The 13,133-nt window shown below is 62.3% G+C and carries 12 protein-coding genes; 10 read left to right on the forward strand and 2 right to left on the reverse strand.

Annotation, left to right across the window (positions count from 1 at the left end; translation table 11 throughout):
* Positions 1–75: 75 nt before the first annotated feature.
* The gene (locus J2857_RS03690; protein WP_210008666.1) at positions 76–801 is read right to left on the reverse strand and encodes a sugar transferase; all 726 of its coding nucleotides are present in this window, start codon (positions 799–801) and stop codon (positions 76–78) included.
* Between the two features lie 128 nt (positions 802–929).
* Positions 930–1,961 (reverse strand): DUF2793 domain-containing protein, encoded by a 1,032-nt coding sequence (locus J2857_RS03695; protein WP_210008668.1) that lies wholly within the window; start codon positions 1,959–1,961, stop codon positions 930–932.
* 238 nt (positions 1,962–2,199) lie between these two features.
* Between J2857_RS03695 and J2857_RS03700 the strand changes: the two genes are divergently transcribed.
* From J2857_RS03700 to J2857_RS03745, 10 genes are all read left to right on the forward strand, one after another.
* The gene (locus tag J2857_RS03700) at positions 2,200–3,450 is read left to right on the forward strand and encodes a sarcosine oxidase subunit beta family protein (protein ID WP_210008670.1); all 1,251 of its coding nucleotides are present in this window, start codon (positions 2,200–2,202) and stop codon (positions 3,448–3,450) included.
* A gap of 12 nt (positions 3,451–3,462) precedes the next feature.
* Positions 3,463–3,744, forward strand: coding sequence for a sarcosine oxidase subunit delta (locus J2857_RS03705; RefSeq protein WP_210008672.1), 282 nt, complete (start codon positions 3,463–3,465; stop codon positions 3,742–3,744).
* Positions 3,741–6,698, forward strand: coding sequence for a sarcosine oxidase subunit alpha family protein (locus J2857_RS03710; protein WP_210008674.1), 2,958 nt, complete (start codon positions 3,741–3,743; stop codon positions 6,696–6,698). The genes J2857_RS03705 and J2857_RS03710 overlap by 4 nt, the downstream gene beginning before the upstream one ends.
* A 10-nt stretch (positions 6,699–6,708) precedes the next feature.
* Positions 6,709–7,257: a sarcosine oxidase subunit gamma gene (locus J2857_RS03715; protein WP_210008676.1), complete on the forward strand. Its 549-nt coding sequence runs from the start codon at positions 6,709–6,711 to the stop codon at positions 7,255–7,257.
* A gap of 296 nt (positions 7,258–7,553) precedes the next feature.
* Positions 7,554–8,456: a branched-chain amino acid ABC transporter permease gene (locus tag J2857_RS03720; protein WP_210008678.1), complete on the forward strand. Its 903-nt coding sequence runs from the start codon at positions 7,554–7,556 to the stop codon at positions 8,454–8,456.
* 1 nt (position 8,457) lies between these two features.
* Complete coding sequence (gene livM, locus J2857_RS03725; protein ID WP_210008680.1) at positions 8,458–9,846, forward strand: high-affinity branched-chain amino acid ABC transporter permease LivM; 1,389 nt, start codon at positions 8,458–8,460, stop codon at positions 9,844–9,846.
* Positions 9,846–10,712, forward strand: a complete 867-nt coding sequence (locus J2857_RS03730) for an ABC transporter ATP-binding protein (RefSeq protein WP_210008681.1) — start codon at positions 9,846–9,848, stop codon at positions 10,710–10,712. The genes livM and J2857_RS03730 overlap by 1 nt, the downstream gene beginning before the upstream one ends.
* Complete coding sequence (locus J2857_RS03735) at positions 10,712–11,440, forward strand: ABC transporter ATP-binding protein (RefSeq protein ID WP_210008683.1); 729 nt, start codon at positions 10,712–10,714, stop codon at positions 11,438–11,440. The genes J2857_RS03730 and J2857_RS03735 overlap by 1 nt, the downstream gene beginning before the upstream one ends.
* Before the next feature lie 39 nt (positions 11,441–11,479).
* Positions 11,480–11,833 (forward strand): DUF6867 family protein, encoded by a 354-nt coding sequence (locus J2857_RS03740; RefSeq protein ID WP_210008685.1) that lies wholly within the window; start codon positions 11,480–11,482, stop codon positions 11,831–11,833.
* A gap of 139 nt (positions 11,834–11,972) precedes the next feature.
* Positions 11,973–13,097, forward strand: a complete 1,125-nt coding sequence (locus J2857_RS03745) for a branched-chain amino acid ABC transporter substrate-binding protein (protein ID WP_210008687.1) — start codon at positions 11,973–11,975, stop codon at positions 13,095–13,097.
* The last annotated feature ends 36 nt before the right edge of the window (positions 13,098–13,133 follow it).

Genomic DNA, 13,133 nt, shown 5'->3' on the forward strand with positions numbered 1-13,133 from the left:
GCAGGGCGAAAAAGGGTCACCTGTCCAGGAAAAGATGGTGTTTCGGCGATTGGAGGGTCGTTTGAAAGTGGCTGATCAGAAGCCTTTGCCGCCGCGAAATTCCGCGAGCAGCGTGCCGAACATGATACGCAGATCGAGCAAAATGGAGAAATTGTCGATGTAATGGAGGTCGCATGCGATACGGGCGCGCGCCTTGCCCGGACGATCCGTCGGTCCGCGAAGACCGCGCATCTGTGCCAGGCCGGTCATGCCCGGCCGCATCGAATGGCGGCGATGATAATCCGAAACCAGGCTCTCGTACGGGATGCCGGCGGCCAGCATGTCGATCACGTGACAGCGGGGGCCGACCAGCGACATGTCGCCTTTCAGAACGTTCAGGAGTTGCGGCAGTTCGTCGACATTCGCCTTGCGGATGAGGGCGCCGACGCGGGTGAGGCGGGGATCGTCCTTGACCGTCTGGGCTATTCCCCTGGCGTCAGCGAGATTGGTGCGCATCGAGCGGAACTTGTAGACCCGGAACCTGCGACCGCCCTTGCCCCAGCGCATCTGGGTGAAAAGGGCCGGCCCGTCGCTGTCGATGCGGATCGCCAGTGCGACGAGCAGCATCAGAGGCAGGAGCAGGATCAGTGCGCAAAGCGAGACGCCGATGTCGATCGCCCGCTTTGCCGCGAGCTGCGTTCGAAGGCTGCCGCGGGATTTACGGGGTAAACCCGAATGCCGGACGAGGACTGGCGGCGGCTCGATGTACCGCCCGCCGCTCGACCCGTCGGCGGTGTCGCTATGCAGATCAGGAACACTCAAAACCAGCCACCCCACCCCACGCCCGACGCCCTGAGGGCGACGGTGGCTCTTAATAGAATACCTCCAGTCGCGAGTCATCAGCCAAGTTAACCGTCCGTTAACGATGAATATAATTTTAGAGTTTGCTGTTATTGCAGCATCGCCAAGGACAGCTCTGTTTTTCCGGCGCCCAGTTCCAGTTGCGCCGTTCCCGAATGCCCGAGCGTCAGGTAATCCCCGGCGGAAAAGGAAAAAATTCCCGTTGCGGACTGTATTTGTGCTCCACCAGCGGCGCCGTTCATCAGAATAAGTGTCTGCGTTGCATTGAGCAGCAGGCTGGTCGCATGGCCGGACGAGGAGAGGACCGCGAGATTGAGGGCGACAAGGTATAGGCCATCTGCCGGCACCACGACCCGGTTACCGCCGCCGCCGACCGCAGCGCCCAGCGAAAGGCCGCCGCGATCGAGGGCAAGCGTGGTGAAGCCGCTCTGCTGGCCGGCGGTCGGGGTGAAACTCGTGCCAGTGCGGTAAGCGCGGCCGGCCGGCTGGTTGGGTTGCGAGACACGGCCGGCCGGCGAGATCGACAGCCCGGTCTTCCAGGTCGTCCCGTCGCTGACCTTGACGGAGAACTCGGTATTGCCGGCGAGGCCCATTTCCGCATAACCCGTCCAGTTCGACTGGAAGAGCAGCGAGGCCGTGTCGGTCGATGTTGCCTTGTTGACCTTGATCTGGTGGCCGTTGCCGACGTGGGTGAACAGGCTTGCCGGCGAGGCGAGCGTGAGCCGGTTGGTGCTGTCGGGCGTCGCATTGATGCCGAATTCTTCGACGTGGCCGCTGGCGGGCAGGGGGATGTCCTGCCAGAGCGTGCCCGAGAACACTTTGAGCTTTTCGGAAGCGGCGAACCAGGCGCGCCAGCCGACACGCGGGACCAGAAATGCCCAATAGCCGTCCTGCCAGGAAGCGATACGCCCCGTCTTGCCGGTCCAGGCGCCGGTCGCTCCGGTCGCCACCAGGTAACAGGTGCCTTCCTCGGATGCGTCGGGCGGGTTTGCGAGTTCCGCGGCGATCGTCAAATGCACCAGCGCGTCGAGCCGCAGCAGCGCCTCGTTGTGGGTCACGTGTTTCTGCGCCTGCGAAGGCAGGATGAAGGGCATGTTCAGATTTGCGGTCGTATCGGCCATGGTTGTCTCCTTTCAGTCGACCACGAGTCTAAGGCCGATGGCGCAGGCGGGGAGGCGGAGGCGGTCAAGCCTTTGAAAAACCTTAAGCGGCCCCTGGGAAACATGCTCGCTTCGACGCTCCGTGCCTTTGAAGCAACGCTCGGGCGTTTCGTCGCAGGCAGGCTTTTCGATGTCCTGATTGCGCTTGTCCTTTGTCTCGCATATGCGAATGTGAGCGCGGCGAGAGACAGGGAAAAGCATGCGTTATTCGGCCTATTCGATCTTCAAGGAAGCGCTGTCCGGCAACCGGATGTGGAAGCCGGCCTGGCGCGAACCGCAGCCGAAGCCGCATTACGACGTGATCATCGTCGGCGGCGGCGGGCACGGGCTGGCAACGGCCTATTATCTCGCCAAGGAATTCGGCATCACCAATGTCGCGGTGCTCGAAAAGGGCTATCTCGGGTCGGGCAATGTCGGGCGCAACACGACGATCATCCGCTCTAACTACCTGCTCGAAGGCAACAACCCGTTCTACGAATTTTCGTTGAAGCTCTGGGAAGGGTTGGAGCGGGATTTCAACTACAATGCCATGGTGTCGCAGCGCGGCATGCTCAATCTCTTCCATTCAGACGGCCAGCGGGACGCCTATGCCCGCAAGGGCAACGGCATGCGCATCCATGGCGTCGATGCCGAACTGCTCGACCGCGAGCAGGTGCGCCGGAAGGCGCCCTATCTCAATTTCGACCACGCCCGTTTCCCGATCATGGGTGCGCTCTACCAGAAGCGAGCCGGTACCGTGCGGCACGATGCGGTCGCCTGGGGTTACGGCCGTGGGGCGGACGCCCGCGGGGTCGATCTGATCCAGCATTGCGAGGTGACCGGCATCCGCCGCGAGAACGGACTTGTCACCGGTGTCGAAACGACCAGGGGTTTCATCGGCTGCAACAAGCTGGCGCTCGCCGCCGCCGGCAATACGACCACCGTCGGGCGGATGGCCGATCTCGAATTGCCGATCGAAACGCATGTACTGCAGGCCTTCGTCTCGGAAGGGCTGAAGCCGGTGGTCGACCACGTGATCACCTATGGCGCCGGCCATTTCTACATATCGCAGTCGGACAAGGGCGGGCTCGTTTTCGGCGCCGAGATCGACTTTTATTCCTCGTATGCGCAGCGCGGCAATCTGCAGACCGTCGAGCACACGATGGAGGAGGGGGTATCGCTGATCCCCGGCCTGTCGCGCGCCAAGGTCTTGAGAAGCTGGGGCGGGGTGATGGACATGTCGATGGACGGATCGCCAATCATCGACCGCACGCCGATCGACAATCTCTATCTGAACTGCGGCTGGTGTTACGGCGGCTTCAAGGCGACGCCGGCCTCCGGCTTCTGCTTCGCCCACCTGATCGCCAAAAACGAGACGCATCACGTCTCGCGCTTCATGCGGCTCGACCGGTTCGAGCGCGGTTACACGATCGACGAAGCGGGCCGAGGCCCCCAGCCGAACCTCCACTGAGCAAGATTCCCCATGGCAAGCCTGATCACCTGTCCGCATTGCGGCACCAGACCCAAGGAAGAGTTTTCGATCCGCGGGGCCGCCGCGCCGAAACGCCCTTCGCCGACCGCCAAGGACGAGGCCTGGCATCGTTACGTCTATGTCCGCGACAATCCGAAAGGGCGATACCAGGAGTATTGGCACCACGTCGCCGGCTGCCGCCGATTTCTGGTGGTCGAGCGCGACAACCTTACCCATGAGGTTTTCGGCGTGACGGATGCTGCGGAATTCGAACGGGCGGGGGCTGCCGAATGACCTCCTATCGTCTCGGATCGGGCGGCGCAGTCAATCGTGGCCAGTCGCTCAACTTCACCTTCGATGGCCGGACCTACAAGGGGTTCGAGGGCGACACACTTTCCTCGGCGCTGCTTGCCAACGACCAGATGCTGATGGCCCGCAGTTTCAAATATCACCGCCCGCGCGGGGTGGTGACGGCAAGCTCCGCGGAGCCCAATGCGCTGATGACGATCGGCTTGGGCTCGCGGGCTGAGCCCAACGCCCGGGCGACGGTGGTCGAGCTCTACGACGGTCTTGCCGCCGCAAGCCAGAACCGCTGGCCATCGCTGAGGCATGATTTTGGCGCGGTGAACGATCTGTTCTCACCGTTCCTCGGCGCCGGCTTCTACTACAAGACCTTCATGTGGCCGGGCGTCCTGTGGGAAAGGCTCTACGAGCCGCTGATCCGCCGCGCCGCCGGGCTCGGCAAGGTGACGATGCAGGCGGATCCCGACCGTTACGAAAAATCCTGGGCGCATTGCGACCTGCTGGTGATCGGCGCAGGCCCGACCGGTCTGATGGCGGCGCTCGCTGCCGGCCGGGCTGGGATCCGGGTCGTTCTGGCCGACGAGGGGTTCAGGCTCGGCGGCTCGCTGCTGTCGGAAAGCGCTGCGGTCGGCGGCCAGCCGGCTGCGGAATTCGCGGCCGAGGTCGTCGAGGAACTTGCGTCGCTGCCGAATGTGACGCTGATGCCGCGCACCACCGTGTTCGGCTGGTATGACGACATGGTGTTCGGCGGCGTCGAGCGGGTACAGAAACATGTGGCCTCGCCATCACCGGACCTGCCGATGGAGCGGCTGTGGCGCATCGTTGCGAAACGGGCGATCCTTGCCGCCGGTGCCGAGGAGAGGCCCCTCGTCTTCGGCGGCAACGACAAGCCGGGCGTGATGACGGCTGGGGCCGCCCGCACCTATCTCAACCGCTATGGTGTCGCTGTCGGCGGCAAGGTCGCCGTCTTCACCAATGGTGGTTCCGGGTATCGCACCGCGGCCGATCTCCTTGCAAAGGGCGTTGATGTCACCGCGATCATCGATGCGCGGCCGCAATCGGCCGATCCGGTGCCGGACGGCCTCCGTGTCATCCGTAACGGCTCGGTCATCGCCACCAACGGGCGCCACCGGATCGAGGGGCTGATAGCGGAGCGTTCCGGCTTCGAGGAGGTGATCGGCTGCGATGCGCTGGCGATGTCCGGCGGCTGGTCGCCGATCGTGCATCTGATGTGCCAGCGCGGCACCAAGCCGGTCTGGTCGGATGAGAAGCAGGCATTTTTGGCGCCTGATGTCGGGGGCGCTTTTGTGGCTGCCGGTTCGGCCGCCGGCCATGCGTCGCTGGGTGACTGCCTGAAGGACGGTTCGGCCAAGGCGCATGCGGCGCTCGACTCCCTGGGCAGGCTGGTCGGGTCCCTCGAAACACCCGAGGTCGAGGGCGAATACGACCCGTCCTTCGCGCCGCTCTGGTACGTACCGGGCGCCCGGGACAAGGCCTTCGTCGATTTCCAGAACGACGTGCATGTCGGCGATCTCGGCCTCGCCCAGCGCGAAGGTTTTCGCCATATCGAGCATACCAAGCGCTACACGACCGCCGGCATGGCAACAGACCAGGGCAAGCTCGGCAATGTCAACGCGGCCGGCATCGTCGCCGGCATGCGGGGCGTGTCGCCAGCCGAGATCGGCACCACCACCTTCCGGCCGTTCTACACGCCGGTCTCCTTCGGTGCCCTCGCAGGCACGGCGCGGGCCGAACATGCAGCCCCGGTACGCACCTCCCCGCTGCATGGCTGGGCGAGGAAGAATGGCGCGACCTTCGTCGAATCCGGTCTCTGGTACCGCTCCGCCTGGTTCCCCAGGGAGGGTGAGAAGACCTGGCGGGAGAGCGTCGATCGCGAGGTCCTGAATGTTCGGGCCAATGCCGGGCTCTGCGATATCTCGACGCTCGGGAAGATCGAGATTTTCGGACAGGGTGCTGCGGAATTCCTCAATCGCATCTATTCCAACAGTTTTCTGAAACTGCCGGTCGGCAGGGCGCGGTACGGGCTGATGCTGCGCGAGGATGGCATCGTCTTCGACGACGGAACAGTGAGCAGGCTTTCCGAAAACCACTATGTCATGACCACCACCACGGCCTATGCCGCCGACGTGCTGGCGCATCTGGAATTCTCGGCCCAGACCTTCTGGCGGGAACTTGACGTGCGCTTCGTCTCCGCCACGGATCAATGGGCGCAGATGTCGCTTGCCGGGCCGAAGGCGCGGATCATCATGAGCCGCGTCGTGCAGGAGGATATTTCCGATACTGCCTTCCCGTTTCTCGCCGTCCGGGACGTCACGCTTCGCGGCGGACTGAAGGCGCGGCTCTTCCGCATCTCGTTCTCGGGCGAGCTCGCCTACGAGCTTGCGGTTCCGGCCGGTTACTCCGAGGCGGTTGCCGACTCCATCATGGATGCGGGCCGCGAGGAGGGCATCTGCGCCTACGGGGTCGAGGCTTTGAACGTGCTGCGCATCGAGAAGGGACATGTCACCCACAGCGAGCTCGACGGCCGCACCACCCCCGACGACGTCGGGCTCGGCCGGATGATGGCGATGCAGAAGCCGGATTTCATCGGCAGGCGGCTCTCCACCCGCTTCGGGCTGACGGCCGCCGACCGGCTGCAGCTCGTCGGCCTGAAGCCGATCGAGGCCGACAAGGAGATCAAGGCCGGCGCGCACCTCCTGAAGGACGGCGCAAAGCCCTCGATGGCGAACGATCAGGGTTTCGTTTCGTCGGCCTGTTTCTCGCCGACGCTCGGGCATTTCATCGCACTCGGCATGCTGAAATCCGGCCGCGAGCGAATCGGCGAACGGGTCATGGTCTGGGACGGATTGCGCGGCTCGGAAGTGCTTGCCGAAGTCTGCCCGCCGGTCTTCGTCGATCCCGAAAACCGCAAACTGCATCTCTGAGGGCTGCTGAATGTCGATCAATCTTCTCCACCGGCATGTCCTCGACGATCATATTTCCGGCTTCGAGACGGATCCGAATCCGAACCACCTCTCAGTCATTCGCCGGCCCGTGATCTTCTCGGTTCTCGCCCATGCCGGCCGCGAGGCCGAGGTCGCCGAGGCCTTGTGGAATGCCGAAGATGTCGCGCCGCGCTTCTGCGGCCCGTCCGAATGGCTTGCCGTATCGCGGACGGTCGGCGCCGAGACGGTCGCCGGCATGTTGTCCGCCATCGCCGGCGCCTCCGTCGTCGATCAGAGCGACGGCCGGGTGCTGATGGAAATCTTCGGCCCGAGCGTGCGCAAAATTCTTAGCCGGTGCGTGGCGGTCGACCTGCATCCGGAGGTCTTCGAGGAGGGGCAGTCCGCCGCGATGTTGTGCTGCCATGCGACGGCGAATGTCGCCCGCACGGGCGCCGACACGTTCGAGATTATCGTACCTCGCTCTCTGGCCGGCTCGGTCTTCGAGGAGCTGATGGAAATGGGCCGCGAGCATGCGCTGACCCGCGGGTTCGCCGATTGATCCGTCAGGGGCTCACGGGGGAGCCGGATAGGGATTTGAGGCCAATTTCGGGGCGATCTTAAATTTCGCAAGCGGGGTCGTTTGGCTAATTTTTCGTCAGAAGCTGCCGGTTTAGTGGAATTTCTGATCTTTGTGTTGCCAGATTGTTGAGAAGTGCCGCGATTTTGTCGATCTCTCGGCTTTTTGTCTTCACATTCCTTACGAAAACGTTATGGAATGCGCCAAAGAACGCAAGAACCCGCAAGGGGCAATAAACGAGATGCGACCCTTCCGGGATCGCATCCAGGGGAAAATATATGGAGTATTTTATCCAGCAGCTCATCAACGGGCTGACTCTTGGATCCATCTATGGCCTTGTGGCAATCGGCTATACGATGGTTTACGGCATCATCGGCATGATCAACTTTGCCCATGGCGATATTTTCATGCTCGGCGGTTTTGCCGCTCTCATCGTCTTCCTGATCGCAACCTCCTTCTTCGCCGGTATTCCGGTGGCGTTGCTTCTGCTGTTGATGCTGCTTGTCGGCATGCTGATGACAGGGTTGTGGAACTGGACGATCGAGCGGGTCGCCTACCGGCCGTTGCGCGGTTCGTTCCGGCTTGCGCCGCTGATCACCGCGATCGGCATGTCGATCGTGCTGTCCAACTTCATCCAGGTGACGCAGGGGCCGCGCAACAAGCCGATCCCGCCTATGGTGACCGACGTCTTCCATCTCGGCGCCATCACCGTCTCGCTGAAGCAGGTGCTCATCGTCGTCATCACGGCGGTGCTGCTGTTCGCCTTCTGGTACATCGTCAACAGGACGCCGCTCGGTCGCGCCCAGCGGGCGACCGAACAGGACCGCAAGATGGCGGCGCTGCTTGGCGTCGACGTCGACCGGACGATCTCGATCACCTTCATCATGGGTGCGGCGCTCGCAGCCGTCGCCGGTGCCATGTACCTGATGTATTACGGCGTCGCCTCGTTCAACGACGGCTTCATCCCGGGGGTCAAGGCGTTCACGGCGGCGGTTCTCGGCGGTATCGGTTCGCTGCCGGGCGCGGTTCTCGGAGGGCTGCTGATCGGTCTCATCGAGTCGCTGTGGTCGGCCTATTTCTCCATCGCCTACAAGGACGTCGCCACGTTTGCGATCCTCGCCTTCGTGCTGATCTTCAAGCCGACCGGCATTCTCGGCCGGCCGGAAGTGGAGAAGGTGTAACATGACAGCTGCAACCGAAACCGGACACCCGAACGTGCTTGCCAAGGCGGTGCGGGAGGGGCTGTTTGCCGGCGTCGTCTCCTTCTTCATGTTCCTGCTGTTCGTCGGCATCGAGACCTATCAGGACATCAACAACGCGCTGGTCTGGCGCACCCGCTGGGGTCTTCTGGCGATCTTCGTGGTGGTGGCGGCGGTCGGCCGCTTCCTCACGGTCGGCTTCATCAAGCCGCATATCGATCGCCGCAAGCTCGCCAAGGCAAAGAGCGGCGTCCTCGAAATTTCCGAGCAGAAGAACTTCTTCCACCGGCATTTCCTGAAGATCGCGCTGATCTTCCTGCTGGTCTATCCCTTCCTGTCGCTGCTGATCGTCGGCAAGCAGGGATCGCTGAAATATGTCGATAATTTCGGCATCCAGATCCTCATCTACGTGATGCTCGCCTGGGGCCTGAACATCGTGGTCGGCCTCGCCGGTCTTCTCGACCTTGGCTATGTCGCCTTCTATGCGGTCGGCGCCTATTCTTACGCACTGCTGTCCTCCTATTTCGGTTTCTCCTTCTGGCTGCTCTTGCCGATGTCTGGCATTCTCGCAGCGCTCTGGGGGATCATCCTCGGTTTTCCGGTCCTGCGTCTGAGGGGCGACTATCTTGCCATCGTGACGCTCGCCTTCGGGGAGATCATTCGCCTCGTGCTGATCAACTGGACGGACGTGACCAAGGGAACCTTCGGGATTTCGGGCATTGCTAAGGCGTCGTTCTTCGGCATCTGGTCTTTCGATACCGGCACGACCAACAACTTCGTCAAGGCATGGGGCCTGTCGGCCTCCTCGGTCTATTACAAGGTCTTCCTGTTCTACGTCATCCTGGCGCTCTGCATGCTGACCGCCTATGTCACCATCCGGCTCAGGCGCATGCCGATCGGCCGGGCCTGGGAAGCGCTGCGCGAGGACGAGATCGCCTGCCGTTCGCTCGGCATCAATACAGTCACCACCAAGCTGACGGCCTTTGCGACCGGCGCGATGTTCGGCGGTTTCGCCGGGGCGTTCTTCGCAACCCGCCAGGGTTTCGTGTCGCCGGAAAGCTTCGTCTTCCTGGAATCGGCCGTGATCCTGGCGATGGTCGTTCTCGGCGGCATGGGGTCGCTCACCGGCATCGCGCTCGCCGCGGTGGTGATGGTGGGCGGCACCGAAGTGCTGCGCGAAATGTCCTTCCTCAAGTCCGTGTTCGGACCGGACTTCACGCCTGAACTCTACCGCATGCTGCTCTTCGGCCTGGCGATGATCATCGTCATGCTGTTCAAGCCGCGCGGCTTCGTCGGATCGCGGGAACCGACGGCCTTCCTCAAGGAGCGCAGGGCGGTCTCCGGAAGCTTTACCAAGGAGGGTCACGGCTGATGGCTCTCGGAACGACGACGATGACGAACGATACGATCCTCAAGGTCGAGCACCTGTCGATGAAGTTCGGCGGCCTGATGGCCATCAACGACCTGTCGCTGGAAGTACGGCGCGGCGAGATCACCGCCCTGATCGGCCCGAACGGCGCCGGCAAGACCACGGTGTTCAACTGCATCACCGGTTTCTACAAGCCGACCATGGGCATGCTCACCCTGCAGCGCAGGGACGGCAAGGAATATCTGCTGGAGCGCCTGCGCGACTTCGAGATCCCCAAGGTGGCGGGCGTCGCCCGCACCTTCCAGAACATCCGCCTGTTCTCGGGCCTGACGGTTCTCGAAAACCTGCTGGTCGCACAGCACAACGCGCTGATGAAGGCGTCGGGCTACACGATCCTCGGCCTCCTCGGCCTGCCAACCTATAGCAAGGCGGTCGATGCCTCGATCGAGAAGGCGAAATACTGGCTCGACAAGGCCGATCTGACCGATCGCGCCGACGATCCCGCCGGCGACCTTCCTTACGGCGCCCAGCGGCGGCTCGAAATCGCCCGCGCGATGTGCACCAATCCGGAACTGCTGTGCCTCGACGAACCGGCGGCCGGCCTCAATCCGCGCGAATCGGCGGCGCTGAACACGCTGCTGCATCAGATCCGCGACGAAGGCGTGTCGATCCTTTTGATCGAGCACGACATGTCGGTGGTCATGCAGATTTCCGACCATGTCGTGGTGCTCGAATACGGCCAGAAGATTTCCGACGGCTCGCCGGACCATGTGAAGAACGACCCCCGAGTGATCGCCGCGTATCTCGGCGTCGAGGATGACGAGGTGGAAGAGGTGATTGCGGTAGAACTCGAGGGAGGCAATCACTGATGGCGGCCGAAAACCTTCTGAAAGTCGAGGCTGTCGAGACTTATTACGGCAATATCCGTGCACTCGCAGGCGTCGATGTCGAAGTCAACAGGGGCGAGATCGTCAGCCTGATCGGTGCCAACGGTGCCGGCAAATCGACGCTGATGATGACCATCTGCGGTGCCCCGCAGGCCCGCGCCGGCTCAATTATTTTCGACGGCGAGGACATCACCAGGCTGCCGACGCACCTGATCGCGCGACGCCGCATCGCCCAATCTCCCGAAGGCCGGCGCATCTTTCCGCGCATGACCGTCTACGAGAACCTGCAGATGGGTGCCGGCCTCGACAACCTCAAATATTTCAGCGAGGACGTCGAAAAGATCTTCACGCTCTTCCCGCGCCTCAAGGAACGCCAGGCGCAGCGTGGCGGCACGCTTTCGGGCGGCGAACAGCAGATGTTGTCGATCGGGCGCGCGCTGATGGCGCGGCCGAAGCTGCTTTTACTCGACGAGCCTTCGCTGGGCTTGGCGCCGCTGATCGTCAAGGGCATTTTCGAGGCGATCAAGAAGCTGAACGAGGAAGAGGGGCTTACCGTCTTCCTGGTCGAGCAGAATGCGTTCGCGGCATTGAAACTCTCCGACCGTGGCTATGTGATGGTCAACGGCAAGGTGACGATGTCCGGTTCCGGAAAAGAGCTTCTTGCCAATCCGGAAGTGCGCGCCGCCTACCTTGAAGGTGGACGGCATTGAACGTATTGGTTGTGCTTTTGGCAGCCGGAGGAATTTAGGATGCAGGGACTGTTTTTCGAAAGCGACAGCGGCGTGCGGTACCTCTTGCGTTTCCTCGTGCTGATCATCGGTTTCTGGACCGCGTGGAGGTCCGGCAAGGCCGCCGCCGAGGGGTGGAACGGTTATCTGACGGTGGTGGTCTATACGCTGTTGCTCGGCGTGGCGATGCGCTTTCTGCACTATGCGCTGTTCCAGGGGCCGTTCATCAGCCCGTTCTATTACATCCTCGACGTGGTCATCCTGCTCGTCTTTTCGAGCGCCGGATTCCGCATTCGGCGGACGCGCCAGATGGTGCAGAATTACTATTGGCTCTACGAGCCGACTTCGGCTTTCTCCTTCAAGAAGAAAGATTGACAGCCGCACTTTTCTGTCCTCAGATTGGCCCGGGTTGAAATCATAAGTAACCTAGAGTGGAACATTTCCGGCGCAGTGATGGTGGGTATTGCGCCCGGTTTCGAAAAATCAGCTCACCTAAAAAATTGGGAGTAACTCGATGAAGAAGTCTCTTCTTTCCGCGGTTGCGCTGACGGCCATGGTCGCCTTCAGCGGTAGCGCATGGGCCGACATCGTTATTGGCGTCGGCGGTCCGCTCACGGGTCCGAACGCCGCCTTCGGTGCACAGCTCCAGAAGGGTGCCGAACAGGCTGCAGCCGATATCAATGCCGCCGGCGGCATCAACGGCGAAAAGATCAAGATCGTCCTCGGCGACGACGTGTCGGACCCCAAGCAGGGCATCTCGGTTGCCAACAAGTTTGCCTCCGACGGCGTGAAATACGTGGTTGGTCACTTCAACTCGGGCGTTTCCATCCCGGCTTCGAAGGAAGTCTATGCCGAGAACGGCATGCTGGAAATCACCCCGGCTGCAACCAACCCGGTCTTCACCGAGCGTGGCCTGTGGAACGTGTTCCGTACCTGCGGTCGTGACGACCAGCAGGGCAGCGTTGCCGGCGCTTACCTCGCCGACAAGTTCAAGACTGCCAAGATCGCCATCATCGACGACAAGACGCCTTACGGTCAGGGCCTTGCCGAAGAGACCAAGAAGGCGATGAACGCCAAGGGCCTCAAGGAAGTCATCCGCGAAGGCGTCAACGTCGGCGACAAGGACTTCTCGGCTCTCATCTCCAAGATGAAGGAAGCCGGCGTCACGATCATCTACTGGGGCGGTCTCCACACCGAAGCCGGCCTGATCATCCGCCAGGCCAAGGACCAGGGCCTCAAGGCTACGCTCGTTTCGGGTGACGGCATCGTCTCCAACGAACTGGCCTCGATCGCCGGCGACGCCGTCGCAGGCACGCTCAACACCTTCGGCCCCGACCCGACGCTGAACCCGGCCAACAAGGATCTGGTTGCCAAGTTCAAGGCTGCCGGCTTCAACCCGGAAGCCTACACGCTCTACTCCTACGCAGCCGTGCAGGTCATCGCTGCCGGCATCAAGGCAACCGGCAAGGCCGACGACGCCGAAGCCGTTGCCAAGACGCTGCATGAAAAGGGTCCGTTCAAGACCGTTCTCGGCGACATGGCCTTCGACGCCAAGGGCGACCCGAAGCTTCCCGGCTACGTCATGTACGAGTGGAAGAAGGGCCCGGACGGCAAGTACAGCTACTTCCCGCAGGGCTGAGCCGCACTCGGCCAAGCCGAATTTCAGAGGGAGCCC

The organism is Neorhizobium galegae (assembly GCF_017877055.1).
In the GTDB taxonomy this organism is placed as follows: domain Bacteria; phylum Pseudomonadota; class Alphaproteobacteria; order Rhizobiales; family Rhizobiaceae; genus Neorhizobium; species Neorhizobium galegae_D.

Excerpts from the sequence above, each read along its gene's own strand:
- J2857_RS03705 (WP_210008672.1), top strand. The coding sequence starts at position 3,463 with ATGGCAAGCCTGATCACCTGTCCGCATTGCGGCACCAGACCCAAGGAA.
- J2857_RS03730 (WP_210008681.1), top strand. The coding sequence starts at position 9,846 with ATGGCTCTCGGAACGACGACGATGACGAACGATACGATCCTCAAGGTC.
- J2857_RS03720 (WP_210008678.1), top strand. The coding sequence starts at position 7,554 with ATGGAGTATTTTATCCAGCAGCTCATCAACGGGCTGACTCTTGGATCC.
- J2857_RS03710 (WP_210008674.1), top strand. The coding sequence starts at position 3,741 with ATGACCTCCTATCGTCTCGGATCGGGCGGCGCAGTCAATCGTGGCCAG.
- livM (WP_210008680.1), top strand. The coding sequence starts at position 8,458 with ATGACAGCTGCAACCGAAACCGGACACCCGAACGTGCTTGCCAAGGCG.
- J2857_RS03715 (WP_210008676.1), top strand. The coding sequence starts at position 6,709 with ATGTCGATCAATCTTCTCCACCGGCATGTCCTCGACGATCATATTTCC.
- J2857_RS03740 (WP_210008685.1), top strand. The coding sequence starts at position 11,480 with ATGCAGGGACTGTTTTTCGAAAGCGACAGCGGCGTGCGGTACCTCTTG.
- J2857_RS03700 (WP_210008670.1), top strand. The coding sequence starts at position 2,200 with ATGCGTTATTCGGCCTATTCGATCTTCAAGGAAGCGCTGTCCGGCAAC.
- J2857_RS03745 (WP_210008687.1), top strand. The coding sequence starts at position 11,973 with ATGAAGAAGTCTCTTCTTTCCGCGGTTGCGCTGACGGCCATGGTCGCC.
- J2857_RS03735 (WP_210008683.1), top strand. The coding sequence starts at position 10,712 with ATGGCGGCCGAAAACCTTCTGAAAGTCGAGGCTGTCGAGACTTATTAC.
- J2857_RS03695 (WP_210008668.1), bottom strand. The coding sequence starts at position 1,961 with ATGGCCGATACGACCGCAAATCTGAACATGCCCTTCATCCTGCCTTCG.